A 23,750-nucleotide genomic window follows, 5' to 3' on the forward strand; every position below is an offset into this window, starting at 1 on the left:
CCGGCTTTTCCGTGGGGCGGAACTGCCGCTTACTTCAGCGCGTCGCGCACGCTGTCCTTGGCGCCGCCATAGGCGTTCTGCGCCTTGCCGCCGAGCTTTTCGGCCTTGCCCTCGGCCTGCATCTTGCGGTCGCCGGTGACCTTGCCGGCCAGTTCCTTCGCCGTGCCCTTGATCTGGTGGCCGATGCCGGCGGTGCGATCCTTGTCCATCGTCGCGTCTCCTTCGTCTTTTTGCGGGCCACGCGCCGATCGCGTGGTCTGTTGAAAAAGGAGATGGGGGATGGCGATCACGGAGAAAGAGAGGCCGCGATCACGTCTCCGCGCGAAGCGGGCGCAAAAAAGGCCGCGCTCCCGGGGGAGACGCGGCCTTCCGGGCTCTGTTCTGCGTCAATAGACGCGGCGTCCGAACAGCGCGTGGTAGATGACCAGCAGGACGATCGCGCCGATGATGGCGACCACCATGCTGTAGAGGTTGAAGCCGGTGATCCCGGCCGCGCCGAAGGCGTTGAAGATGAAGCCGCCCACGAGGGCGCCGACGATGCCGAGCACGATATCCATGAAGAAGCCTTCGCCGGCACGGTTGACGATCTTGCTCGCAACGAAGCCGGCGATGAGGCCGAGGATGATCCAGCCGAGGATGGACATGGCAAATTCCCTTGTCTGAAGCGGTCCGTCCTGTTCCGGACGGCACTTGATAAGAAGGAGAAGGGGGCGGCTTCTCCTTCTTCAAGGGAGGTGGCTCCGATCAGCCTTTCGTGGCTGCCCGGATGGCGGGGTAGAGCGCCCGGTAGATCGGCAGTCGTGCTTCGTAGGCCTCCTGCAGGCGCGGATCCGGCGCGATCGCCGAGATGCGGCGCGGCGGCGTGCAGATGGCCGCCGGGTCTTCCCCGGTTGCGGCGAGCCGTCCCAGCCGCGCCGCGCCGAAGGCCGCGCCATGCTCCCCATCCGCCAGGCGATGCAGGGTGAGGCCCAGCACGGAGGCGAGGATCGCGATCCAGGTGCCGCTGCGGGACCCGCCGCCGATCACATCCGCTTCCGAAATCTCGGTGCCGGCGGAGCGCAGGGCGTCCAGGCAGTCCCGGAAGGAGAAGGCGACACCTTCGAGCACCGCCTGGGTCATGGCGGCGCGGCTCGTGTCCTGAGAGAGGCCTAGGAAGCCGCCGCGGATCGTGCCGTCGTTATGCGGCGTCCTTTCGCCGGAGAGATAGGGTAGGAAGGTCGCTTCGGAGGGAGCGACCGGCACATCGGGCAGCGCCTGCAAGAGGGCCGCTTCCTTGTCGCCGGTCACCCGGCTCCACCAGGAGAGGCTGGCCGCCGCCGAGAGGGTGACGCCCATCTGGTGCCACAGGCCGGGCAGGGCATGGCAGAAGGCGTGCACCGCCGCGGCCGGATTCGGCCGGAACCGATCCGTCGTCACCCACAGCACGCCCGAGGTGCCGAGAGAGAGGAAGGCGCTGCCCGGGCGGATGGCGCCGAGGCCGACGGCGCCCGCCGCATTGTCACCGGCGCCACCCGCGATGACGGGCGCTTGCGCCATGCCCCAGCGGGTGCGGAGCGCCTCGGTCAGCTGGCCGGCCGGCGCGCTGCCCTCGACCAGCTTCGGCATGGCGTCGAGCGACAGGCCGGTCGCGGCCAGCACCTGCTCCGACCAGGCGCGGGCGCCCACGTCCAGCCACAGCGTGCCGGCGGCGTCCGACATTTCCTCGATCATCTCGCCGGACAGGCGGTAGCGGAGATAGGCCTTGGGCAGCAGCACCTTGGCGGTGCGGGCGAAGATCTCGGGTTCGTGGCGGCGCACCCAGAGCAGCTTCGGCGCGGTGAAGCCCGGCATCGCCGGGTTGCCGGTGATCGTGCCGAGTTCGGGCAAGGCTTCTTCCAGCAGCCGGCATTCCGCTTCCGAGCGGGTGTCGTTCCAGAGAATCGCCGGCCGCAGGGGCGCACCGGCCCCATCGAGAAGGACGGCGCCGTGCATCTGGCCGGACAGCCCGATTCCCCGCACTGCAGCGAGTGCGGCCGGGTGGCTCTGCGCCAGGGCGTCGATCGCGCACAGCGTCGCCTCCCACCAGGCCTCCGGTGCCTGCTCGCTCCATCCGGGGTGAGGGCGGGAGACCTCGAGCGTCTCGGTATGAGACGCGATGACGGCATCGGTGTCGTCGACGAGCACGACCTTGATGCCGGAGGTGCCAAGATCGATGCCGAGATACATGCCGTTGCCTCCTCAGGATTATGCCGCCGCTGATAGCAGGAAGCGCCGCGGCCAGCGAGGGCAGCCGCACCTTGTCCTCCCGAGCGGATTTTCTTTCATTTCGGTTAATGGCATACGAGCCACGCTGCTTTGGAAAGCCATGCGTGCATGTGGCGCATCCATCACAGCCGCGCGAGTTTTGCGCATTGCGACATTTTTCACGCAATTTCTTGTTGCTGCGCATCATTTGGGCGGTTAGAGATGTCTTAAGGTTAATTTGAATTCGATCTGAGTGGGGGCCATCGGCGCCGTTCGGGTCATTTTTTGGTCATTTTGCGGGGATGACGGCGATGAGCGGAACTTCGACGACGGTTAACGGGGGTACCACCCCGAACAATTTCTCTGACGCGAGCGGCGCTGGTGCGGCGTACAGCACCTTCTTCGGTGCAGGCACCACCTCCACGGTGTTCACCGCCGGCGGCGTGGTCTCCGTGCCGGGCTCCGCAATTCTGAGCGCATCCAACACCGCCATCACGGTGAGCGGCGGGACCACGGCGGTCGCCGATACCTCGGCGGGCGGCAACAGCATCACCGTGGATACGAACACGACGATCTTTGCGGCGGCGAACGACACCATTTCCGCGGCGACCGGCTCCACCACCCTCTTCGGCGCGTCCACCGGCCAGACGACCTTCTCGCTCGGCGGTAGCGACTCCTCCGTCACCGGCGGCGCGGGTTCCATCGTCGGCACCGCTTCGGGCTCCAACAGCACCCTCGTCGGTGGCTCGGGCACCAGCCTCTTCTCCGTCACCGGCTCCAACAGCCTCGTCGTCGCCGGCCAGGGCGGCACCACGGGTGTCGACCTCAGCAAGTCCACTGGCCCCGAGACGATCGCGACCAACCCGCTCGGCAATTCCGGCACGCTGGTGGCGACTCTGGGCAGCGGCGCCGACAGCGTCATCGGTGGCGGCGGCGCTTCCACCATCACCGCGGGCTCCGGCAACGACGTCTTCGGTTTCGTCAACGGCCATGCCGGTGGCAGCGAAGTGATCATCGGCTTCAACTCCAAGGACACCCTGGCGTTCGGTGGCTACTCGGGCAACTTCCTGACCGAGAGCGTGAGCGGCGGCAGCGACGTGATCAAGCTGTCCGACGGCACGACCATCACCCTCGTCGGCATCGACCACAAGCTCTTCTCCTAATCGGGTCGCCCTGGCATCTGCCAGGGCATCCTGGGTTTCAAGAGCCAGCCGCCCGCAGCGATGCGGGCGGTTTCTTTTTGTCCATGTTTGTGCTGCCAAGCTCTTCGCGCGTGCAAAATCGGGCATTAGGCTGAGCGCCTCTCGGACCTAATGGGCGCCATGTCTCAGCATCTCGACAAACCGCTTCCTCCAAGCCTCTACGCAGACACGGCGATTCCGCCCCTGGCGCTGCCGCGCCTCGAAGGACAGGCGCGCGCCACGGTCGCCGTCATCGGCGGCGGCATCACCGGCCTCTCTTCCGCCCTGCACCTGGCGGAGCGTGGGATCGACGTTCTGTTGCTGGAAGCGCAGGAGCCGGGTTGGGGCGCTTCAGGCCGCAACGGCGGCCAGGTCAATCCGGGCCTGAAACCCGACCCAGCCGAGGTCGAGACCACCTTCGGCGCTCTGGGGCACCGCATGGTGCGGTTTTCCTATGCCGCACCGCAGGGGCTCTTCGATTTGGTGGAGCGTCACCAGCTTCGCTGCGAGGCGCAGCAGGAAGGAACGCTCCGGGCGGCGGTCAATGCCCGCAGCCTGGCCGGGCTCGAAGCCCTGGCCGCGCAATATGACAGGCGCGGGCTGAACGGTGCTCGCATGCTCGGTCGGGCGGAAGCGGCGGAGGTCACCGGCACCGATCGGTATCACGCCATCCTGCGGGACCCGTCGGGCGGTTCGGTCAATCCGCTCGGCTATTCCCGCGGATTGGCGCAGGCGGCGATCGCGGCCGGCGCGCGCCTCTATGCCCACAGCCCGGCGACCCGATTGGAGCGGCTGGCCGACGGCTCATGGCAGATCACGACTCCGAAGGGACAGGTCGTGGCCGAGCGCCTGGTCATCGGCACCAATGGCTATACGGATGATCTCTGGCCCGGGCTTCGCCGCTCGGTGGTGCCCGTCTGGTCCGGCATCACCGCGACCGAGCCGCTGCCGCCCTCGGTACAAGCCCAGATCATGCCGGGCAACGGCGTGCTCTACGAACTCGGCTCGATCACCGTCTACTACCGGCGCGACGTGGGGAATCGCCTTCTCATGGGCGGGCGCAGCAAGCTGCACCACATGGCGGGCCCGGAGGGCTTCGGCTTCCTGCAGCGCTACGCGGAAAAGCTGTGGCCTTCCCTGCGCGGCATCCGCTGGACGCATGGTTGGAACGGCCAGCTCGCCATGACGCCGGATCACTATCCGCATCTGCACGAGCCCGCGCCCGGCGTTCTCATCGCCCTCGGCTATAACGGCCGCGGTGTCGCCATGGCCACCGCCATGGGCGGGATCGTCGCGCGGCGGATCGCCGGCGAATCGGAGGAGAGCCTCGACATGCCGATCACCGGACTGAAACCCATTCCCTTCCATGCCCTGTGGCCGCTCGCCGTGCAGGGGCGGATCGTCTGGGGCCGTATTGCCGATCGGCTGGGGCTATGAGCACCCGCCGGCTTCTGCGCGGCGCCCGCATCCTCGGCGACTCCGGCTTCGAGGAGGGGCGCGCGCTGCTCATCGAGAATGGGCATCTGATCGACCTGCTGCCGGACGGTGCAGCCCCGGCTGAAACGGTGGTCGACACCCTGCCGCCTGGCTCCATCCTGGCGCCCGGATTCGTCGACGTGCAGGTGAACGGTGGCGGGGGCGTGCTCTTCAACGAGACACCGACCGCCGCCGGCGCCCGTGCGATTGCGGCCGCACATCGCCGGTTCGGCACCACCGCGATTTTGCCGACGATCATCACCGACCGGCCGGAGGTGATGCGTCAAGGCGTAGACGCCGTGCGCATTGCCATGGCATCGCCCGGCAGCGGCGTCGTTGGGATTCATCTCGAAGGCCCCTTCATCAGCCCCCGCCGCCCGGGCGTGCATGATCCCGCGTTGATCCGACGCATGGATGTGGCCGACGTGGATTGGCTCTGCCTCGCCGCCGCCGATCTGCCCGTGCTGCTGACGGTCGCTCCCGAAGAGGCGACGGATGCGGATCTGCGGCGTCTCGCCGAGTCCGGCATCGTGCTCAGCGCCGGCCATACCGCAGCCAGCGCCGAACGCATCGCCGAGGCGCTGGCGCTCGGCCTGCGCGGCTTCACCCATCTCTACAACGCCATGCCGCCGATCGCCGGGCGTGAACCTGGGCCTGCCGGCGGCGCGCTCGTTGATCGCTCAGCCTGGTGCGGGTTGATCGTGGATGGCGTGCATGTTCATGCCGCCTCCTTGCGCCTCGCCCTCGCGGCCCGCCCCGAAGAGCGGATGGTTCTGGTCACGGACTCGATGTCGGTCCTCGGCACGGAGGCGGACAGCTTCATGCTCTACGGCAATCGCATCCTGCGTCGTCATGGACGGCTGGAGCGGGAGGACGGGACGCTCGCCGGCGCCGATCTCGACATGGCGCAGGCGGTGCGCAACACGGTCACGATGCTCGGCTGCACGCCGGAGCGCGCCTTGCGCATGGCCTCCACCTATCCTGCGGCCTTCATGGGTCTTGCCGATCGCGGCCGCATCGCGCCCGGTCTGCGCGCCGATCTCGTGCTGCTGTCGGAGGATCTGACGGTGCGCGGCACCTGGCTGGAAGGCGGCTTCGCCGCCGCATGAGAGAGGAGGGGCGGCGCTCACCGCCCCTCTTCGGCGAGTCAGACGCCGACGGCTGCCAGCAGCAGCACGAAGATCAGCCCGCAGACGGAGATGATGGTCTCCATGACCGACCAGCTCTTCAGTGTCTGCGACACGCTCATGTTGAGATACTGCTTCACCAGCCAGAAGCCGCCATCGTTGACATGGCTGAAGATCAGAGAGCCGGTGCCGGTGGCAAGGACCAGCAGAGGGGCGGAGATGCCGGGCGTATGGGCGGCGATCGGCGCCACGATTCCGGCCGAGGTGATCATGGCGACGGTCGAGGAGCCGACGGCGAGGCGCACGACGGCCGCGAGCAGCCAGGCGAGCACCAAAACCGGTACATGGGCGCCGAGGGCCAGCGTCACGATGGCGTGGGAGACGCCGCTGTCGATGAGGATGTGGCCGAAGCCGCCGCCCGCACCGATCAGCAGCGTGATCATCGCCGTCGGCGCCAGGCACTCGTTGGTGAAGGTGAGGATGGTCTCGCGCGACATGCCGCGGCTCAGGCCGAAAGTGTAGAAGCTCAGGATCGTCGCCAGCAGCAGCGCGATGTCGGTATTTCCGAGGAAGGTCAGCAGGTCGAAGAGGCCGGAGCCTTTAGGCGTGAAGAGATTGGCGAAGCTGCCGAGCAGCATCAGGATGACGGGCAGCAGGACGGTGAAGAGCGTGATGCCGAAGGGCGGCAGGCTGCGGCCGGCCTCCGCGTGCAGGAACTGCTCGGCCATCGGATTCTCCGCCGGCAGCGGCGTGCGGGGACCGATGAACATGGCATAGAGCGGGCCTGCGATGATCGCGGTCGGGATTCCCACGATCAGGGCAAGCAGGATGGTGTGGCCGATGTCGGCGTGGAAGGCCTGCACCGCCAGCATCGCCGCCGGGTGCGGCGGCATCAGCCCATGCACCACCGAAAGGCCGGCAATGAGCGGTAGCGCAACCAAGAGCAGAGGCGTCCCCGTCTGCCGCGCCACGTTGAAGGCGATCGGGATCAGCAGGACGAAGCCGACCTCGAAGAAGACGGGCAGACCGACGATGATGCCGATCGCCACCATCGCCCAATGCACGTTGCGCGGTCCGAACCACCGGATGAGCGTATTGGCGATTTGTTCGGCCCCGCCCGATTCCGCGAGCATCTTTCCCAGCATGGTGCCGAGGGCGATGATGATGGCGATGTGACCCAGGGAATTGCCAACGCCGACTTCAAAGGATTTGACGACCTTGTCGGCCGGCATGCCGGCCGCAAGCGCCAGCACCAGCGAGATCACGAAGATGACGATGAAGGGGTTGAGCTTGAAACGCGCGATGAGGATGATCAGCGCGAGCACCGCGACGATCGCGAGCCCGAGGGCATAGGCGGGGGGCATGGACGACACTCCGTCTCTTGAGTTGTCGCCAACCTCTCTGCTCTCGCCATCGAAAGCAATGGCTGGCGCGATTGCCGGTGTGCCCTCGCGCGGATGCCGCCGCCTCAACAGCGTCATGCCCGCGTAAGCGCGTATCTCTGGCGGTCGGGCGCCATTTACGAGCGAGGGGGTGCCTGCGACGGTCAAGAAGCGCGGCTGGCCAAGCCGAGGGTGGTTAAGCCCGGCGATGACGGCAGGGAGTGTGCTTCAATCAAAACCTGACAGGCTAATCTTCCGGCCGGCCGCGCAGCCGTTTGACGCCGCTGCGCTTCGCCTTGGAGGTCAAGCGCCGTTCCTGGCTGCCACGGGTCGGTCGGGTGGGGCGCCGCTTGCGCGGCGTCTCTGCGGCGGCTGTCAGCAGTTCCGCCAACCGCTCCATGGCTTCCGTGCGATTGCGGATCTGGCTGCGAAAACTCTGCGCGAAGAGAACGATGACGCCGTCCTGCGTCATGCGCTGCCCGGCGAGCCGGGTGAGGCGGCTCCGCATCCCTTCCGGAAATTCCGTCTGACCCCGCGTGTCGAACCGCAGCTCGACCGCGGTCGCCACCTTGTTGACGTTCTGGCCGCCGGGTCCGCTCGCGTGCACGAAGCGGACCGACAGATCGGCCTCCTCGATCGCGAAGCCTGGGGTGATGGAGATGCGCGCCATGGGTCGCTCGACACGAAAAAGGGGCGCCGGATCGCTCCGGCGCCCCTCTCTAGCATCGCCTCTGGGGCAGGTGTCAGCCGGCCACGGCGCGAAGCTGGGCCGCGCGGGGCCTTTCGGCGAGTTCCTCGAACACCGAGACGTAATCCATCGCCATACGGCGCGCGCTGAAGCGCTCTTCGAAGCGCTGGCGCACCTTGGCCCGGTCGAGATCGCCGATGCGATGAACCGCGCGGACCGCATCTGCCTCGTCGCGGCAGATGAAGCCGGTCAGGCCGTCTTCGATCACTTCCGGCACCGAGCCGCGCTCATAGGTGATGACGGGCGTGCCGCAGGCCATCGCCTCGATCATGACCAGGCCGAAGGGCTCCGGCCAGTCGATCGGGAAGAGCAGCGCATGCGCCGCGGACAGGAAGTCCGGCTTCTGCATCTCGTTGATCTCGCCGATGAACTCGACATGCGGCAGCTTCAGCAGCGGCTTGATGACGGCTTCGAAATAGTCCTGGTCTGCGGTGTCCACCTTGGCCGCGATCTTCACGCGCAGCCCGGCCTTGCCGGCGATGTGGATGGCGCGATCCACACCCTTTTCGGGGGAGACGCGGCCGAGCACCGCCAGATAGTCCTGCTTCACGTTGCGCGGGGTCAGAATGTTCGTCGGCAGGCCGTGATGCACGGTCCGCACCCAGTTCAGGTTCGGCACTGGGGCGCGCTGGCTGTCCGAGATCGAGACCAGCGGCACCTTCGGGAAGGCGCCGTAGATGTCGACGAACTCCGGCAGGTCGAGGCGCCCGTGAATGGTGGTCACGAAGGGCGTCGGCTGGCGGGAGAAGAGAGAGAAGGGCAGGTAGTCGTTGTGGAAGTGAATGACGTCGAACTCTTCCACGCGCTCGCGCACCGCTTCCATCATGATCATGTGCGGCGCCATGCGGTCGCGGATGTTCGGGTCGAGGCGCAGCGCCTCGGCGCACATCGGCTCCAGCTTCGCGGCGGTGCGGCTGTCGCCGCTCGCGAACAGCGTCACCTCGTGGCCCATGGCGACCAGTTCTTCGGTCAGGAAGGAGACGACGCGCTCCGTTCCGCCATAAAGGCGCGGCGGCACGGCTTCGTAGAGAGGGGACACCTGGGCGATACGCATCTCGTCTAACTCTCCTGAGGGCCGACATGCCCCGAAGCGGTCGTGGGGTCGCCGGGGCGACATTCGTTAACTTTGAACAGGATAGAAAACTTGTCTCATGCTGCAGCTCAACCTGCGAGCCTGAGCGTGCAACTTCGCCGCTGAATGTGGCGAAATCTCGGCGCTAAAGCTTTGAAATATAGGCAAACCAACCAAACCCGCCCTATTTCCGCGACAATCGCTCTTTAAGTCATCCTTCAACCTGAAGTGATGGTCGCGTCACGGCGACGCGCACCATCTGGGAGTTCGCAAGGCTCCTGACGAGATCATGCGGATTGATCAGCATCTTTCTTCGGAAAGTTGATCGGTCCGCCGAAGAGAGGGTGACGGCATGGACGGTTACACTCGTTCCGGATCGGATCGGAACACGGCGAGCGCGGAGTTCACGCTCGCCTCCCCGAAGCATACCGAAACGCTGCTCGGCCTGCGCGGCAAGCCGATCCGCTTTCTCGCCCATTTCGTGGCCCGCCACCCCTGGGCGCATGCAGGGGTAATGGCCTCGGTCCTCGTCGCCGTGCTCTGCTCGGTGCTGACGCAATACGGCCTGAAGAACCTCGTCGATGCCGTCTCTCACGGGCATGGCGCCGCTGCCGTGCGCGGCGTCTGGATCGCCTTCGCGGTGCTCGCGGTGCTGATCGCGGCGGACAATCTGATGTGGCGCGTCGGCGGCTGGATCGCGGCGCGGCTCTTCGTCCAGGTGACCGGGGACGTGCGGCGCGATCTCTTCAACCACCTCGCGGGCCACAGCCCGAGCTATTTCGCCGATCGTCTGCCCGGCACGCTGGCCGGCCGCATTACCGCGACTGCCAACGCCATCTTCACGACGGAAAACACGCTCGCCTGGAACATCACGCCGCCGGTCGTCGCGGTGATCTTCTCCATCGCGCTCGTCACCTCGGTCAATCCGATGATGGCGCTCGTCATGTTCGGCATCAGCGCGAGCCTCGCCCTCGTCATCTTCTTCCTCGCCCGCCGTGGCGGCCCGCTGCACCGCTCCTATGCCGGCACGGCTGCCCAGGTGGACGGCGAACTCGTGGATGTCATCGGCAACATCGCCGTGGTCCGTGCCTTCGGCGCTACCTTCCGGGAATCGAAGCGCATCGCCGCCACCATCGGCGAGGAGATGGAAGCCCGCCACACCAGCCTGCGCTATCTCGAGAAGCTCCGCCTGCTGCATGCCGTCATCACCGCGCTCTTCTCTGCCGGTGTCATGGCCTGGGCGGTGCTGCTCTGGAGCCGCGGGCAGGCGACCCCGGGCGACATCGTCCTCATCGGCTCGCTCTGCTTCACCATTCTCCACGGCACGCGGGATCTCGCGGTCGCCCTGGTCGATCTCACCCAGCACGTGGCGCGTCTCGAAGAGGCGACAGCGACCCTGCTCATCCCGCATGCCCTGCCGGATGCGCCCCAGGCTCGTCCGCTGCTGCTCACCGCAGGCGGTGTGAACTTCGAAGACGTGCGCTTCGCCTATCCGGGCCGGCCGGAGGTGCTGAAGGGCGTTAACCTCACCATCAAGCCGGGTCAGCGCGTCGGCCTCGTCGGCTCCTCGGGCGCCGGCAAGTCCACCATCCTGAGCCTGATGCAGCGCTTCTACGATCCGAATGAAGGCCGCATCACGGTGGACGGGCAGGACATCGCCCGGGTGACGCAGGAGAGCCTGCGCCAGGGGATGGCCGTCGTGCCGCAGGACATCTCGCTCTTCCACCGCTCGGTGCTCGAGAACATCCGCTACGCCCGCCCCTCCGCCTCCACCGCGGAGGTGCTGCATGCGGCCGAACTCGCCCGCTGCCGCGACTTCATCGAAGCGCTGCCGGAAGGCTTCGAGACCATCGTAGGCGATCGTGGCACCAAGCTCTCGGGCGGTCAGCGCCAGCGCATCGCGATCGCGCGGGCCATCCTGAAGAATGCGCCGCTGCTGCTGCTCGACGAGGCCACCTCCGCGCTCGACACCGAATCTGAGCAGGCGATCCAGGGTGCGCTCGATACGCTGATGGAAGGCCGGACAGTCGTCGCCATCGCCCACCGCCTGTCCACGCTGCGGAACTTCGACCGCATCGTGGTCATGGATAACGGCCAGGTGGTCGATGACGGCTCGCCGGCGGAACTCTCCTCGCGCCCCGGCCCCTATCGCGACCTGCTCGCGAAACAGAACGTCATCCCCATGGTGCGGGCGGCCTGAGCCGCCCCACCATCTTCTTTCTCTGATCCTCGCGCCTGATCACAAGGAACGATCACGATGGATGAGACGATCTTCGGCCAGGCTCTTGGCGCGTTGCGCGATACGGCGGCTGGCTCCGGCGTGGCCGCGGAAGCAGGCCGCCTCGTCGTGGTCTCCAACCGGGTCGCGCCGATCGAAGAAGGCCAGCCCACCGCGGGGGGACTCGCTGCCGGCGTTCTCGATGCTCTGCAAGAAAAAGGCGGGCTCTGGATCGGCTGGAGCGGCGAGATCGCGGAGGGGCAGAGCCGCATCCAGGTGGAGCGCCAGAAAGGCCGCATCCGCCTGCAGATGCTGGACCTCGCGCAAAACGACTACGAGGAATACTACCGCGGCTTCGCCAATTCCGCGCTCTGGCCGGTGCTGCACTACCGCTCGGCGCTCGCCCGCTTCTCGCGCGCCCATTACGCCGGCTACCGCCGGGTGAATGCGCTCTTCGCCCAGGCGGTGGCCCAGGGTCTCGCGCCGGACGACATCGTCTGGGCGCATGACTATCATCTGCTGGACCTGGCGGCGGCGCTGCGCGCCCAGGGCGTCACCAACCGGCTCGGCATCTTCCTGCACACGCCGTTCCCGGCCGCCGCCGTTTTCATGACCATCCCGGTTCATGCCGAACTGGCACGGGCGCTCTGCCAGTACGATCTCATCGGCTTCCAGACCGAACCCGATCGCCGCGCCTTCGAGGATTACGTGCTGCGCGAGGCGGACGGCCATCTGCTGCCGGGCCGCGCGCTGATGGCCTTCGGCCGCGTCGTCCGCACCGGCGTCTTCCCGATCGGCGTGCAGACGGAGGAGATCCGCGCCCAGGCCGAGCCCGCCGTCGACTGCCCGCAGATGACCAAGCTGCGCAGCTCGATCGGCGACAGCAAGCTCATCATCAGCGTCGACCGGCTGGACTATTCCAAGGGCCTGAGCGAGCGCTTCCTCGCCTATGAGCGTTTCCTCGAGCAGAACGAGACGCGGCGCGGCGCCGTCACCTTTCTGCAGATCGCGCCGCCCTCCCGCTCGGATGTCGAGACCTACCGGGAAATCCGGCTCGAGCTGGAAGGGGAGGCGGGCCGCATCAACGGCCGCTTCGCGGAGCTGGACTGGACACCGCTGCGCTATCTCAACAAGGGCTTTGCCCGGCAGACGCTGATGCCGATGTATGCCCTGGCCGATGTCGGCCTGGTCACGCCGATGCGGGACGGAATGAACCTCGTCGCCAAGGAATATGTCGCGGCGCAGGACCCGATCGACCCGGGCGTTCTCGTGCTGTCGCAATTCGCCGGCGCCGCCTGCGAGCTGAAGGCCGCCCTGCTCGTCAATCCGCATGATCCGGACGAGATCGCTGACGCGCTGGAGCGTGCGCTTTCCATGCCGCTCGCCGAGCGGCGGGAACGGCATGCCGAGATGATGGCGGTGCTCCGGCGCAATAGTCTGGGCGCCTGGCGGGATCGCTTCCTTGCCGATCTCGGGGGCCGCGGCTGAGGCAGTCCGCCATGCGGGGCAGCGAAATGCCGCAGAGTGTTAAGGTTCGGTTGCAAATCCGCCGCAATTCTTGGGCAGAGTGAGCGATTATAACGCTTGCCGGCTTCGGAGAGACCATGTCCACCGTATCGCCTCGCTCAGATGAGTCTTCTCTCCACCGGCTGAAGGCATGGGCGCAGGCGCAGCCGGAACCACGCATAGCCCTGGCGCTCGCGCTCATCGTCTGCATGATCGGCTTTGTCGCCCGTCTCTATGACATCGACGCCATGCCCTTCTGGCTCGATGAGGTGACGACGGTGCACAGGGCCAGCCTGCCCTTCTGGGACATGGTGGCCGATTCCCTCGCGAACCATCACCTGCCCTCCTATTTCGCCCTCGTCGGCGCCTTCGGTCGTCTCGGCGAGATGTCCGAGTATTTTTTGCGCCTGCCCTCGGCCGTCTTCGGGGCGGCCTCCTGCGGCGTTCTCTTCTTCATCGGGCGCGCCTTGGGCGGCACGCGCGCCGGGCTCGTCGCCGGCATGCTGCTCGCCCTCTCGCCCCTGCAGGTGCAGTACGGCCAGGAAGCACGCTCCTACACCTTCGTCATTCTCATGATGGCGATCGGCCTGCTGGGCTTCGTGCGCATTGCGCAAGACCCGCGGGGAGCGAGCCTGCCCTGGCGCGATCCTGCCGCACGTCACGCCCCTTGGGTCATCTACACACTCGGCACGGCAGCCAGCCTCAATGTCCTCAGCACCGGCTTCTTCTGGCTGATCTCGGCCAATGTCGGCGCGCTCGTGATCCTTCTGCGGGAGCGGGAGATGGATCGCGGCCGCTTCCTGCGCCGCTGGCTGGTGGCGCAGGCCCTCGTGCTGCTCGCGACCCTGCCTTGGTTCGCCGCCATGGACGTCTTCACCCATGGCAAGATGACCAACGCCACCAACTGGGTGCCGCAGATCACCTGGCACAGCTTCCTCTCCGTGCTGGGTTCGCTCTACCTGATGCGGGTCACGCGGCTGATCAACTTCCACACCTTCCCGGCTGCGGTGCCCGGCTTCGGGCTGCTCGTCGTGGTACTCGGCGTGCTTGGCCTGCTCTATCTCCGCCAGCTGCGGACGGCGGCGCGGCCCGGCGCCCGCGCGCGCGCGCTGATGCCGGCCCTCGTCGTCGCCGCGGCCGTTCCGCCCGCCCTCATTCTGCTGATCTCCATCGTCAAGCCGCTCTGGATGCCGCGCTACCTGCTGTGGAGCACGGTGCCCTTCCTCGTCTTCGTCGGCCTCGGGGTGAATGCCCTGCCGCAGCGTTTCCGCAACGGCGCCGTCGCCGCGGTGCTGCTGCTCGCAGTCGCCAATCTCCTGCCCTACTACAAGGCAGAGACGAAGCCGCGCTGGGATCTCGCGGCCCGGGTTCTGACGCATGAGATGCAGCCCGGCGACGTCGTGCTGATCTCGGACGAACTGCCGGTTTATATGATGAACTTCTTCCTCGACCGCCGGGGCGAGGTCATCCCCGCCTCGAACTGGACGACGGATGTCTTCACCGCCGCGCGCCACCTTCAGGATGGCGGCCGGGTCTGGGTGCTCTTCGGTCGTGTCGGCCAGGCGGACCGCACCTCGGTGCCGAACTTCGCCCGCATCGTGAAGCCGCTGGGCACGCCGGTGGCCGATGTCGAAGTCGGCGACCTGATCCATATGAAGCTCTATGCCAAGCCGCCACAGCCTGCGCCCATTCTGACGACCGCGTCGGCGGGGGATTGCCTCGCCGCCGTGCATGAAAAAACCGGCAAGGAGGTCCCTGCCGGTTGTCGCGCTCTCGCCCTGCAATAAGCCGGGCGTCTGTACAGGGGGAGGGAGGTCTCAGACCTCCTCCACCTGCTCCACCGCCACCACTTCCGGCACATAGTGCCGCAGCATGTTCTCGATGCCGTGCTTGAGCGTGGCGCGGGAGGAGGGGCAGCCGCTGCAGGCGCCCTGCATGTGCAGCTTCACGACGCCGTCGCGATAGCCGTGGAAGACGATATCGCCACCGTCGCCGGCCACCGCCGGACGCACGCGGGTGTCCAGCAGCTCCTTGATCTGGTCGACGATCTCCTGATCTTCCGGAGAGATATCCTCGGCCGCGACCGTCGCTTCCGAGGCGTCCACGATGGGCCGGCCGGAGACGAAGTGGTCCATCAGCGTGCCCAGCACCTGCGGTTTCAGCTCCGCCCAGTCCTCGGCCTCGCTCTTGGTCACGGTGATGAAATCGTGCCCGAAGAAAACGCGGGAAACGCCGGGTAGGGAAAAGATGGCGCTGGCGAGCGGGCTGCGCGCGGCGGCCTCCGGGCCCGCGAAATCGGCCGTGCCCTGGCCCATCACGTCCCGGCCGGGCAGGAACTTCAGGGTGGCCGGATTGGGGGTGCCTTCAGTCTCGATGAACATGAATTCTGGCCTGTTTTCGCTCGGGATGCCGCTCTTATACAGGACGAGAGCGGTCCTGTAATCTGAAAGCCCCCCGGGCCAGGGTTGCGCTCCGGGAAAGGGCATGCCTGGTCGGCGGACAAAAAAATGGCGGCCGGAGGCCGCCATCGAAAGTCGCGAAATGGGAAGGAGGGAGGGGCTCAAGCCCCGCCGCGCACCACCTTGTAGTTGCGCCGCACGACGTCGAGCAGCTCCGGCACCGAGGTTTCGGCGGAGGCCCGCTCGAAGGTCACCTCGCCATGCTGGAACATCATGATGCGGTCGGCCACTTCCAGCGTCTGGGCGTAGTTGTGGGCGATCATGATCAGCGACAGGTCGCCGCGCTTCTTCAGCCGGTCGATGAGGTCGAGGATGAGGCCGGACTCGCGGGCACCCATGGCAGCCAGCGGCTCGTCGAGCAGCAGGATCTTCGCCTGGGAATAGACCGCACGGGCGATCGCCACTGCTTGGCGCTGGCCGCCCGAGAGCATAGCGACCTCCTCGTTCACGTTCGGGATGTTCACCCCGATGTCTTCCAGCGCTTCCGCGGCGCGGCGGCGCATGGCGCGGTTGTCCAGCAGGCGGAAGGGCCCTGGCCGCAGCGGTTCCCGGTTCAGGAACATGTTGTGGTAGATCGACAGGCCCGGAACCAGCGCCAGATCCTGATAGACGCATTCGATGCCGAGCGCGCGGGCATGGTCGACGGATTTGAGGGCGACCTCTTCGCCGTTGATCGCGAGGGTGCCGCTGGTCGGCGCCTGATAGCCCGTGAGGATCTTGATCAGCGTCGACTTGCCGGCGCCGTTGTCACCCAGGATGCCCAGCATCTCGCCCTTCTTCAGGTGCAGCGAGACGCCGTTCAGTGCCGTCACCGCGCCGAAGCGCTTGACGATGTTGGTGGCGCGGAGCGCCTCGCCGGCCATCATGGCGGGGGCGGTCGTGGCGGCGGTGTGTTGTGCCTGGCTCATTTCCGCTTCCCCATCGTACGCAGCCGCGCAAAGTGGATGTTGAAGACCATCGCGATCAGGATCGCGGCGCCGATGATGATGTTGAAGGTGAAGGCGTTGATGCCGTTGATGGTGAAGCCGTCCTGCAGCACGCCGAGCACGAGGCCACCGAAAAGGCCGCCGATGATGGTGCCCGAACCGCCCATCAGGGAGGTGCCGCCGATGACGGCCGCGGCAACCGCCAGGAACATCATGTTGGCGCCGCCCGCCAGCGGATCGGTCGAGCCGATGCGCGAGGCTTCCAGAATGCCGGCGAGGCCCGCGAGCATCGCGGTCAGAACGAAGTTGCCGATCTTGATTTTGGCGACGTGAATGCCCGATTCGGCCGAGCCGATCAGGTTGCCGCCGACGGCGACCGTATGCAGGCCCCAGCGCGTGTTGCGCAGCATGCCGTGCATGACGAGGACGATGACGACCGCCCAGATGATTTCGGCGAAGCCCTGGTTGCCCATCAGGAAGGTGAAGAGCCCGTCGGTCGGCGTATCCACCGGGAAGCCGCGCGAGACGGTGAGGGTGAAGCCGTTGATCAGGAACATGGTGCCGAGCGTCGTCACGAAGGAGGGGACACGCAGCTTGACGGAGACGACGCCATTGAAGAGGCCGACCAGGCCGACGCCGATGAGGGCGAGGGGCAGGCAGATGATCAGCGGAAGTCCGGCCTCATGCGCGAAATACATGAGGAAGGGCGCGAGCGCGAAGGTCATGCCGGCCGAGAGATCGATCTCGCCGCAGATCAGCAGCATGATTTCGCCGCAGGCGATGATCACCGGCGCCGCGACGAACTGAGACAGGGTCTGCAGGTTCGGGCGGGTCAGGAAGTTGCTGTTCGAGCTCTCGAAGTAAATGATGAGAAGGATCGCGACGACGAGGATGCTCGCTTCGCGGATCTTGAGGAAACCATGCAGGCTGCGGGTGCCGATATGCGGACGGGGGGCACTTGCATTGGCCTGCGCTGGTTTCTGGGTATGTGCGCTCACGGTGGTTCCAGTGTGACAAGGGGCGCAGGAAAGACCGGCGGGCGCGGCAAGCCGCCACCCGCCGGGAAGCCTGTGCCTCGTTAACCGATCGGGCCGGTGTGCGGGACGATTTGGGGCGCGCCGGAGTTACCCTCGTAACGAGTCTTCGTCTTGAGGTAGGGGCCGACGCTCTCCTTGGTCACGAACTTCAGGCCGGTGTTGATGTCGGCCGGGCCGACGAGGCCGCCGGAGGCCTTGAAGAGGAACATCTCCATCACCGTGTAGAAGCCCTGCAGATAGGGCTGCTGGTCGATGGTGAAGTCGCAGAAGCCTTCGCTGATGATTTCCAGCGTCTTGGGCAGCAGGTCGAAGCCGCCGCCATGCACGCCCTTCTGGGTCAGGTTGTACTGCTTCATGGCCTGGGCGACGCCCTGGGTGGAGCCGCCGTCGACCGCGAACATGCCCTTCACGTCCTGATGGCCGAGGTAATAGGCCTGAACCTTGCCGATTTCCTCGTTCAGCGTGGCGCCGGTCGCGATGGCGTCGACCGTGATGGACTTGCCGGACTTGGCAATCGCGTCCTTGGCGCCGTCGAGGCGCGGCTGGATGTTGAGCTGGCCCGGGGTCGCGATGAAGATGACGACCTTGCCGGAGTCGACCAGGCTCACGATGTGCTCGCCCATCGCGTAACCCGCCTTGTAGAGATCCTGCCCAATATAGGCGAGGCGCTTGTTGTCGGAGCCCGGCGGCACGTCGGCGTTATAGGCGAAGACCGGGATGCCGGCTTCCAGCGCCTTTTCGGTCGGGCCGTTGAAGGCCTTCGGGTCGACGAGGCAGGAGGCGATGGCATCGGCCTTGGAGGCGATGGCGGCGTTGAAGGCATTGACCATCTGGCCGGCGTCGCTGGTCTCGGAGCCGGTCCACTGATAGCTGCAGCCGAGGATCTTGCAGGCGTCGGCGATGCCATACTGGGTCGGCACGAAGAAGGGGTTCGTCGTCACGTGGTTGACGAACACGAACTTCCAGCGCGGATGCTCGGGGAAGGCGCCGCTCGCTGCGCGCGCTTGGCTCGCGAGGCCAGCGAGCATGGTGGCGGCTGCACCGGCCGTCGCGCCGGTCAGCAGGCCACGGCGGCGCAGGGCGGACGTGGAGAGATTGGCCAGGTCGGCGGAGACCGCGTCGCGGTCCTTTTCTTCGGTCATGGAAGGCTCCCCAAATCGAGCCGCGCCTGTGATGCCAGGCGGCCCGATCATCGTTATTGTGGTGTCGTGGCTTGGTCCGCGGCACACTCGCGCCGGTCGGCGCGCGCGCCCCTATCTGAACAGGCCCTTTTTCACTGTCAATGGTCTGACCTATGGGAAAGCGCGTTCGAACGCTTTCTTCCGAAAAATTCCTGTCCCTGGCGAAAACTCGACAAAAGACTTGGAGAAAGACAAATGATGCCCGCCCCTGAGAAGTCCGGAAAACTGTCGCTGGCCGCGGCCAATGCGCTCTCTCCGGCCGCCTTCCAGGACCATCTTCAGGGGGTTTTCGAGCATTCGCCCTGGGTCGTCGCGGGCGTCGTTTCCGCCCGGCCTTTCGCCTCGCGCGCGGCCCTGCTGGTGGCCATGGCGAAGATCGTTGCCGAAGCGGAGCCGGATGCGCAACTCGCGCTCCTCCGTGCGCATCCGGTTCTCGGTGGTGCGGCCGCACGCCGCGGCGGCCTCACGGCCGAATCGGCTTCCGAACAAGCGGGGCATGGGCTGGACCGCATGAGCGGCGAGGAGGAGCAGGAGTTCGCGGCGCTCAACGCGGCCTATCTCGAGCGCTTCGGCTTTCCGTTCATCATCGCCGTGCGCGGTCAGCGCGATCGCCGGGCGATCCTCGCCGCCCTCCGGCAGCGCCTCGGCCATCCGCCGGAGATCGAACGGCAGGCAGCGCTGGGCGAGGTGGTGAAGATCGCGGGCTTCCGTCTCGACGGTCTGATCGAGGAGGCGCCGCTCAGCCTCAGCCTGCACGTGCTGGACACGGCTCGGGGCGGCCCGGGTGTCGGCCTCGCCTTCACCCTGCACGCGGTGGCGGGGGAGACGCCTAGCGTCGCCTTGGCGACGGGCGAAACTGATCATGCCGGGCGCTGGGCGCTCGATCGGGCCGTCGCCCTCCCGCCTGGCCTGTACGAACTGCGCTTCGCCGCAGGTGCGTATCAAAACCGGTTCGGCACGGAGGGTTTCTACGAGGAGATTCCCATCCGCTTCCGCCTTCGCGCGGACGGGGGACATTATCATATTCCGCTGATCCTCTCGCCCTTCGGCTACAGCACCTACCGCGGTGGCTGAGGGGCGCGGGCGATTCCTAGCGACTGAGTGCGAAAGAACCTCTGTTAAGATGACGTTGCTTTCTTGACACCAAAGGGGGGGGTCGGTAGCAGACGTCTGCCCCGGGCCGGCAGGAGTTTTGCGCGGGCCTGTTGAGGTTGGGGGCAAGGATGAGCGACGGCCGCGAAGAGAAATCGTTCGAGGAGCGCTTGGCTGAGGCGCGCGGCAGCGCGGGGCTCGATCGGCCGGTCCGCAAGGGCAGGGGCGAGAAGGCAGCGGATGCGAATGCCATCCGCCTCGCGATGCGCCTCGGTGTCGAGGTTGTGGCGGCGCTCGTCATCGCCGTGGTGATCGGGTGGGGCCTCGACCGGGTCTTCCGCACGCAGCCGTGGTTCATGATCGCCTTCGTGCCCTTGGGTGCGGCGGCAGGGTTACGTAACGTTTTCCGGGCCGTCGGTCCGGGGAACAACCGCTAGTCTGGCTACTGGGAAACGTTCATGGCTGGTCCATCGATTGACGCGCTTGGCCAATTTCGGCTGACCCCGGGCCTCGGCCCGATCGGGCAGGCCGTCAATTTCACCAATTCCAACGAGATGATGCTGGCCGCGATCGCCATCATCACTGCGCTGTTCTGGTTGGCCCTGCGGCGCCGTGCCATCGTGCCGGGCCGCACGCAGTCTCTCGTCGAGACCCTGTACGAATTCGTCCACGGGATGTGCCTGGATACGATCGGCGAGGAGGGCCGGAAGTTCTTCCCGCTCGTCTTCACGCTCTTCATCTTCATCCTGCTGGGCAACCTGCTGGGCCTGTTCCCCTACTTCTTCGCCTATACCAGCGGCATCGTGGTGACCCTCACCATGGCGCTCTTCGTCTTCCTCTTCTCGACGGCGGTGGGCTTCTACATCCACGGCTTCCGCTTCCTGAAGTTCTTCGTGCCCGCGGGCGTGCCCGGCTGGATGCTGCCGATGCTGGTGCCGATCGAGATCATCTCCTATCTCTCGCGCCCGGTGTCCCTCTCCGTCCGACTGTTCGCCAACATGACGGCCGGCCACGTGATGCTCGAGGTTTTCGCGGGCTTCATGATCCTGCTGACCGCCGGCCTCGGCGTCTTCGGCGTCGTCGCCTCCATCATCCCGCTCGGGCTGAACATTGCGCTCTTTGGTCTCGAACTGCTGGTCGCCTGCCTGCAGGCCTATGTGTTCGCGATCCTCACCTGCCTGTATCTGCACGACGCCGTGCATATGCACTGACTTGAAATCCTGAAAGGACAAAGGATTATGGATATCACTGCTCCGCTGCTCGCCAAGGATATCGGTGCGGGTCTCGCCACCATCGGCGTCGCGGGTGCCGGCGTCGGTATCGGCAATCTCTTCGGCAGCTTCGTCTCCGCCGTTGGCCGCAACCCGGCCGCGCGTGACCGCATGTTCCGTGACGTGCTCCTCGGCTTCGCGCTGACGGAAGCGGTCGCGCTCTATGCGCTCGTCATCGCGCTCGTCATCCTCTTCACCTGATCAGAGACGGACGACGAAGCTGACCATGCGCCGTCTTATCACCACGGCTCCGCTGGCATGCGGGGCAATGTTCGGGGCGCTCCTCTGGGGCGGCCCCGCCCATGCCGGTTCGAACATGCCGCAGATGGATTTCAGCAATCCGCTGAACGGCAGCCAGGTGGTATGGCTGGTCATCCTTATGATCGTCCTCTACCTGATCCTGTCGCGCTGGGCGCTGCCCGGTGTCGGCGGCATCCTGGCCGAGCGGCACACGCGCATCCAGGGCGACCTGGATGCCGCGCACGCTGCAAAGGTCGAGGCGGATGCGGCCGTCGCCGAACTGCACGAGGCGATCCGCACGGCGCGTGACGAGGCGAATGCCCAGATCGCGAAGGCGACCGCCGAAGCCAAGGCCCAGGCCGAGACGCAGGCTGCAGAACTCGCGGCCCGCCTCGACGCCAAGCTCGAACAGGCGGAAACCGAGATCGCCGAAGCCCGGACCCGGGCGATGGCGGCTATCCGGCCGATCGCGGCCGAGACGGCGCAGGTGCTGATGGCGCGTCTCGCGGGCGGTGCCGTGGCACAGGCGACGCTCGATCGCGGGATCGAGGATGCACTGGCCGCCCGCGGCCTCGCCTAAGCAGGAATCCCAGGATGCAATATGAATCCCTGATGTCGATCCCCTGGTCCCACGGGACCTTCTGGGTCTTCATCGCCCTGCTGATCTTCCTCGGCCTCTTCGGCCGCAAGATTCTGACGCCGATCCTCGGTGCGCTCGACCAGCGTGCCGTGACCGTCCGTCAGTCGCTCGACGAGGCCTCGCGCCTCAAGGCCGAAGCCGAGGCCATGCTGCGGGATGCCCGCAAGAAGCGGGCCGAGGCTTTGGAAGAGGCCAAGGACATTCTGGACCGCGCCCGCGAGGAAGCGGCGCGGACCGCGGCCGAACTCGCGGCCGAAGCGGAAGCCCGTGCCGCAGCGCGCGAGCGCATGGCGCAGGAGCGCATCGATGCGGCCCGGGCTTCGGCCATCGCCGAAGTGCGGACCACGGCCATTGAAGTCGCGATCGCCGCCACCAGCGAGGCGCTGCGCCAGGGCCTGTCCCCGGCCGAGGACGCGAAGCTCGTCGACCATGCCATCGCGGAAGTGCCGGCCGCCTTCACCCGCCGCGCCGCCTGACAGGGTTCATTCCGGGACTATGTTGAAAAACCCGCGGCTTTCCGCGGGTTTTTCTTTTGCCGTCAGAGGTAGGGCAGGGCGAGCCGCGCACCGGCGTCACGCATGCGCAGCAGCAGGTTCCGGCTCTCGAGTTCCTGCATCGTCAGGGCATTACCCTGGTTGTCCGTGACCAGTTTGGACAGATCGGCGGCCAAGGCCTTGTCATAGGCCTCGATGCACAGCTCGAAATTGAGCCGGAAGCTGCGCATGTCCCAGTTGCTGCTGCCGATGAGGGACCACTCGTCCTCGATCACCATGATCTTGGAATGGCGGAAGGGCGGCGGGCAGCGCCAGATGCGCACGCCGCTTTCCAACAGCGGCGCGACATTGGCCCGCACCGCCCAGTCCAGCAGCTGATGCACGCCCTTGCGGGGAATGACGATGTCGACGGAGACGCCGCGCTGCGCGGCGAGGGAGAGGGCGGTGATCACCCGCTGGTCCGGCAGGAAATAGGGGGTCATTACGCGGATGCTCTGCCGCGCGCAGGCGATGGCTTGCAGCACTGCATATTCGATCTTCTCCACATCCTCGTCCGGCCCTGCCGTCAGCACGCGGCCGATGATGTCTCCCTGAGGGGTCAATGAGGGGAACCACGCCTCACCGTCCAGCTCTTCGCCCGAGACGAAGTCCCAGTCGCGGGCGAAGGCATAGGTGAGCTGGCCGACCACCGGCCCCTCCACGCGGAAGTGGGTGTCCTGGATCGGGTCTTTCGACTGCTTGGCGAGGATGTTCTGGTCGGCGATGTTGACGCCGCCGGTGAAGCCGATGCGGCCATCCACCACCAGGATCTTCTTGTGGCTGCGCAGGTTCAGGAAGGGCATCCGCCAGGGCATGGAGGAATGCATGAAGCGTCCGGCGGGAATCCCGGCCGCGCGCAGCCGGTGATAGGCGGGGGAGCGCAGCCAGCCGCTGCCGATACCGTCCACGATGACGCGCACGGCGACACCGCGCTGCTGCGCCGCGGCCAGCGCGGTGACGAAACGCTCGCCGATCTCGTCCGCCCGGAAGATGTAGCTCGACAGGCCGATGCTGCGTTCCGCTGCGTCGATCGCGGCCAGCATGGCGGGATAGGCCTCGTCCCCGTCATGCAGGATGTCGATCCGGTTGCCCGGCTCGATCGGCCGCCGGCAGATATGGCCGATGCCGTGCTGCAGGGCGGAGAGCTTGTGGTCCTCCGCCGCCGCGCGCCCGTGGCGGCGCCGGCTGCGGCTGGAGGACGGGCCGCGCAGCCGCAGGGCACGCCGCCGCACCCGGTTGATGCCGAGAAGGAAATAGGCGAGGCCGCCGAAGAAGGGCGCGAACCAGGCAAGGCCGATCCAGGCGGTGGCCGAGGCCACGTCCCGCTTCGTCTGCAGGACGTGGATGGTAACGGCGACGGCGATGATCAGGCCGAGGGAAAGCTCCAGCTCCGGCCTGATGCGTGTCAGAAACTCAAACCACTCGATCATGCGTGCTC

At 66.6% G+C, this 23,750-nt stretch carries 23 protein-coding genes; 12 read left to right on the plus strand and 11 right to left on the minus strand.

Features of this window, described 5'->3' with window-relative positions; genetic code table 11:
- Nucleotides 1-29 precede the first annotated feature (29 nt).
- From ACYQ6W_RS05030 to xylB, 3 genes are all read right to left on the minus strand, one after another.
- Nucleotides 30-209 carry a CsbD family protein gene (locus ACYQ6W_RS05030; protein WP_459673935.1) on the minus strand — a complete coding sequence of 60 codons (180 nt, stop codon included), beginning with the start codon at nt 207-209 and terminating at the stop codon, nt 30-32.
- A 177-nt stretch (nt 210-386) separates the two neighbouring features.
- A complete protein-coding gene (locus tag ACYQ6W_RS05035; RefSeq protein ID WP_459673936.1) occupies nt 387-644 on the minus strand; it encodes a GlsB/YeaQ/YmgE family stress response membrane protein in 258 nt (85 codons plus the stop codon).
- 100 nt (nt 645-744) lie between these two features.
- Complete coding sequence (xylB, locus tag ACYQ6W_RS05040; protein WP_459673937.1) at nt 745-2,205, minus strand: xylulokinase; 1,461 nt, start codon at nt 2,203-2,205, stop codon at nt 745-747.
- A 329-nt stretch (nt 2,206-2,534) separates the two neighbouring features.
- On the opposite strand from xylB, the gene ACYQ6W_RS05045 reads away from it, so the two are divergent.
- The 3 genes from ACYQ6W_RS05045 to nagA all read left to right on the plus strand — a co-directional run bounded on the left by ACYQ6W_RS05045 (nt 2,535) and on the right by nagA (nt 5,989).
- On the plus strand, nt 2,535-3,386 hold the full coding sequence (locus ACYQ6W_RS05045) for a hypothetical protein (protein WP_459673938.1): 852 nt from the start codon (nt 2,535-2,537) through the stop codon (nt 3,384-3,386).
- A gap of 159 nt (nt 3,387-3,545) precedes the next feature.
- Complete coding sequence (locus ACYQ6W_RS05050) at nt 3,546-4,841, plus strand: NAD(P)/FAD-dependent oxidoreductase (protein ID WP_459673939.1); 1,296 nt, start codon at nt 3,546-3,548, stop codon at nt 4,839-4,841.
- Entirely contained in the window at nt 4,838-5,989 is a 1,152-nt protein-coding gene (gene nagA / locus ACYQ6W_RS05055) for an N-acetylglucosamine-6-phosphate deacetylase (RefSeq protein WP_459673940.1), read from the plus strand. The genes ACYQ6W_RS05050 and nagA overlap by 4 nt, the downstream gene beginning before the upstream one ends.
- Nucleotides 5,990-6,027: 38 nt before the next feature.
- Here nagA and ACYQ6W_RS05060 read toward each other — a convergent pair whose 3' ends face one another.
- From ACYQ6W_RS05060 to ACYQ6W_RS05070, 3 genes are all read right to left on the minus strand, one after another.
- Nucleotides 6,028-7,371 (minus strand): GntT/GntP/DsdX family permease, encoded by a 1,344-nt coding sequence (locus tag ACYQ6W_RS05060; protein ID WP_459673941.1) that lies wholly within the window; start codon nt 7,369-7,371, stop codon nt 6,028-6,030.
- 265 nt (nt 7,372-7,636) lie between these two features.
- A complete protein-coding gene (arfB, locus tag ACYQ6W_RS05065; RefSeq protein ID WP_459673942.1) occupies nt 7,637-8,059 on the minus strand; it encodes an alternative ribosome rescue aminoacyl-tRNA hydrolase ArfB in 423 nt (140 codons plus the stop codon).
- A gap of 73 nt (nt 8,060-8,132) precedes the next feature.
- Nucleotides 8,133-9,191, minus strand: a complete 1,059-nt coding sequence (locus ACYQ6W_RS05070) for a glycosyltransferase family 4 protein (protein WP_459673944.1) — start codon at nt 9,189-9,191, stop codon at nt 8,133-8,135.
- A gap of 370 nt (nt 9,192-9,561) precedes the next feature.
- Between ACYQ6W_RS05070 and ACYQ6W_RS05075 the strand changes: the two genes are divergently transcribed.
- The 3 genes from ACYQ6W_RS05075 to ACYQ6W_RS05085 all read left to right on the plus strand — a co-directional run bounded on the left by ACYQ6W_RS05075 (nt 9,562) and on the right by ACYQ6W_RS05085 (nt 14,720).
- On the plus strand, nt 9,562-11,409 hold the full coding sequence (locus ACYQ6W_RS05075) for an ABC transporter ATP-binding protein (protein ID WP_459673945.1): 1,848 nt from the start codon (nt 9,562-9,564) through the stop codon (nt 11,407-11,409).
- A gap of 57 nt (nt 11,410-11,466) precedes the next feature.
- Nucleotides 11,467-12,915 (plus strand): alpha,alpha-trehalose-phosphate synthase (UDP-forming), encoded by a 1,449-nt coding sequence (gene otsA, locus ACYQ6W_RS05080; RefSeq protein ID WP_459673946.1) that lies wholly within the window; start codon nt 11,467-11,469, stop codon nt 12,913-12,915.
- A 116-nt stretch (nt 12,916-13,031) separates the two neighbouring features.
- Complete coding sequence (locus ACYQ6W_RS05085) at nt 13,032-14,720, plus strand: glycosyltransferase family 39 protein (RefSeq protein WP_459673947.1); 1,689 nt, start codon at nt 13,032-13,034, stop codon at nt 14,718-14,720.
- Between the two features lie 30 nt (nt 14,721-14,750).
- Here ACYQ6W_RS05085 and ACYQ6W_RS05090 read toward each other — a convergent pair whose 3' ends face one another.
- The 4 genes from ACYQ6W_RS05090 to ACYQ6W_RS05105 form a co-directional block, all read right to left on the minus strand.
- The gene (locus tag ACYQ6W_RS05090; protein ID WP_459673948.1) at nt 14,751-15,314 is read right to left on the minus strand and encodes a NifU family protein; all 564 of its coding nucleotides are present in this window, start codon (nt 15,312-15,314) and stop codon (nt 14,751-14,753) included.
- A gap of 179 nt (nt 15,315-15,493) precedes the next feature.
- A complete protein-coding gene (locus ACYQ6W_RS05095; protein ID WP_459673949.1) occupies nt 15,494-16,300 on the minus strand; it encodes an ATP-binding cassette domain-containing protein in 807 nt (268 codons plus the stop codon).
- The gene (locus ACYQ6W_RS05100) at nt 16,297-17,316 is read right to left on the minus strand and encodes an ABC transporter permease (protein ID WP_459673951.1); all 1,020 of its coding nucleotides are present in this window, start codon (nt 17,314-17,316) and stop codon (nt 16,297-16,299) included. Before ACYQ6W_RS05100 ends, ACYQ6W_RS05095 begins: the two co-directional genes overlap by 4 nt.
- Before the next feature lie 80 nt (nt 17,317-17,396).
- Complete coding sequence (locus tag ACYQ6W_RS05105) at nt 17,397-18,497, minus strand: substrate-binding domain-containing protein (protein ID WP_459673952.1); 1,101 nt, start codon at nt 18,495-18,497, stop codon at nt 17,397-17,399.
- 234 nt (nt 18,498-18,731) lie between these two features.
- On the opposite strand from ACYQ6W_RS05105, the gene uraD reads away from it, so the two are divergent.
- The 6 genes from uraD (at nt 18,732) to ACYQ6W_RS05135 (ending at nt 22,255) form a co-directional block, all read left to right on the plus strand.
- Nucleotides 18,732-19,610: a 2-oxo-4-hydroxy-4-carboxy-5-ureidoimidazoline decarboxylase gene (uraD, locus tag ACYQ6W_RS05110; RefSeq protein ID WP_459673953.1), complete on the plus strand. Its 879-nt coding sequence runs from the start codon at nt 18,732-18,734 to the stop codon at nt 19,608-19,610.
- A gap of 149 nt (nt 19,611-19,759) precedes the next feature.
- Nucleotides 19,760-20,065, plus strand: a complete 306-nt coding sequence (locus tag ACYQ6W_RS05115) for an AtpZ/AtpI family protein (protein WP_459673954.1) — start codon at nt 19,760-19,762, stop codon at nt 20,063-20,065.
- A gap of 21 nt (nt 20,066-20,086) precedes the next feature.
- Complete coding sequence (locus ACYQ6W_RS05120; RefSeq protein ID WP_459673955.1) at nt 20,087-20,839, plus strand: F0F1 ATP synthase subunit A; 753 nt, start codon at nt 20,087-20,089, stop codon at nt 20,837-20,839.
- A 27-nt stretch (nt 20,840-20,866) separates the two neighbouring features.
- A complete protein-coding gene (locus ACYQ6W_RS05125; protein WP_325354058.1) occupies nt 20,867-21,100 on the plus strand; it encodes an ATP synthase subunit C family protein in 234 nt (77 codons plus the stop codon).
- Between the two features lie 25 nt (nt 21,101-21,125).
- Entirely contained in the window at nt 21,126-21,719 is a 594-nt protein-coding gene (locus ACYQ6W_RS05130) for a F0F1 ATP synthase subunit B family protein (RefSeq protein ID WP_459673956.1), read from the plus strand.
- A 14-nt stretch (nt 21,720-21,733) separates the two neighbouring features.
- Nucleotides 21,734-22,255, plus strand: coding sequence for a F0F1 ATP synthase subunit B family protein (locus ACYQ6W_RS05135; RefSeq protein WP_459673957.1), 522 nt, complete (start codon nt 21,734-21,736; stop codon nt 22,253-22,255).
- A 62-nt stretch (nt 22,256-22,317) separates the two neighbouring features.
- On the opposite strand, the gene cls is transcribed toward ACYQ6W_RS05135, so the two are convergent.
- Nucleotides 22,318-23,742 carry a cardiolipin synthase gene (cls, locus tag ACYQ6W_RS05140; RefSeq protein ID WP_459673958.1) on the minus strand — a complete coding sequence of 475 codons (1,425 nt, stop codon included), beginning with the start codon at nt 23,740-23,742 and terminating at the stop codon, nt 22,318-22,320.
- Nucleotides 23,743-23,750: the final 8 nt, after the last annotated feature.

Source organism: Acidisoma sp. 7E03 (assembly GCF_054665075.1).

Bases quoted from the DNA above. Each gene is read 5' to 3' on its own strand.
- ACYQ6W_RS05030 (WP_459673935.1), bottom strand. From the start codon at position 209: ATGGACAAGGATCGCACCGCCGGCATCGGCCACCAGATCAAGGGCACG.
- ACYQ6W_RS05035 (WP_459673936.1), bottom strand. From the start codon at position 644: ATGTCCATCCTCGGCTGGATCATCCTCGGCCTCATCGCCGGCTTCGTT.
- xylB (WP_459673937.1), bottom strand. From the start codon at position 2,205: ATGTATCTCGGCATCGATCTTGGCACCTCCGGCATCAAGGTCGTGCTC.
- ACYQ6W_RS05045 (WP_459673938.1), top strand. From the start codon at position 2,535: ATGAGCGGAACTTCGACGACGGTTAACGGGGGTACCACCCCGAACAAT.
- ACYQ6W_RS05050 (WP_459673939.1), top strand. From the start codon at position 3,546: ATGTCTCAGCATCTCGACAAACCGCTTCCTCCAAGCCTCTACGCAGAC.
- nagA (WP_459673940.1), top strand. From the start codon at position 4,838: ATGAGCACCCGCCGGCTTCTGCGCGGCGCCCGCATCCTCGGCGACTCC.
- ACYQ6W_RS05060 (WP_459673941.1), bottom strand. From the start codon at position 7,371: ATGCCCCCCGCCTATGCCCTCGGGCTCGCGATCGTCGCGGTGCTCGCG.
- arfB (WP_459673942.1), bottom strand. From the start codon at position 8,059: ATGGCGCGCATCTCCATCACCCCAGGCTTCGCGATCGAGGAGGCCGAT.
- ACYQ6W_RS05070 (WP_459673944.1), bottom strand. From the start codon at position 9,191: ATGCGTATCGCCCAGGTGTCCCCTCTCTACGAAGCCGTGCCGCCGCGC.
- ACYQ6W_RS05075 (WP_459673945.1), top strand. From the start codon at position 9,562: ATGGACGGTTACACTCGTTCCGGATCGGATCGGAACACGGCGAGCGCG.
- otsA (WP_459673946.1), top strand. From the start codon at position 11,467: ATGGATGAGACGATCTTCGGCCAGGCTCTTGGCGCGTTGCGCGATACG.
- ACYQ6W_RS05085 (WP_459673947.1), top strand. From the start codon at position 13,032: ATGTCCACCGTATCGCCTCGCTCAGATGAGTCTTCTCTCCACCGGCTG.
- ACYQ6W_RS05090 (WP_459673948.1), bottom strand. From the start codon at position 15,314: ATGTTCATCGAGACTGAAGGCACCCCCAATCCGGCCACCCTGAAGTTC.
- ACYQ6W_RS05095 (WP_459673949.1), bottom strand. From the start codon at position 16,300: ATGAGCCAGGCACAACACACCGCCGCCACGACCGCCCCCGCCATGATG.
- ACYQ6W_RS05105 (WP_459673952.1), bottom strand. From the start codon at position 18,497: ATGACCGAAGAAAAGGACCGCGACGCGGTCTCCGCCGACCTGGCCAAT.
- uraD (WP_459673953.1), top strand. From the start codon at position 18,732: ATGATGCCCGCCCCTGAGAAGTCCGGAAAACTGTCGCTGGCCGCGGCC.
- ACYQ6W_RS05115 (WP_459673954.1), top strand. From the start codon at position 19,760: ATGAGCGACGGCCGCGAAGAGAAATCGTTCGAGGAGCGCTTGGCTGAG.
- ACYQ6W_RS05120 (WP_459673955.1), top strand. From the start codon at position 20,087: ATGGCTGGTCCATCGATTGACGCGCTTGGCCAATTTCGGCTGACCCCG.
- ACYQ6W_RS05125 (WP_325354058.1), top strand. From the start codon at position 20,867: ATGGATATCACTGCTCCGCTGCTCGCCAAGGATATCGGTGCGGGTCTC.
- ACYQ6W_RS05130 (WP_459673956.1), top strand. From the start codon at position 21,126: ATGCGCCGTCTTATCACCACGGCTCCGCTGGCATGCGGGGCAATGTTC.
- ACYQ6W_RS05135 (WP_459673957.1), top strand. From the start codon at position 21,734: ATGCAATATGAATCCCTGATGTCGATCCCCTGGTCCCACGGGACCTTC.
- cls (WP_459673958.1), bottom strand. From the start codon at position 23,742: ATGATCGAGTGGTTTGAGTTTCTGACACGCATCAGGCCGGAGCTGGAG.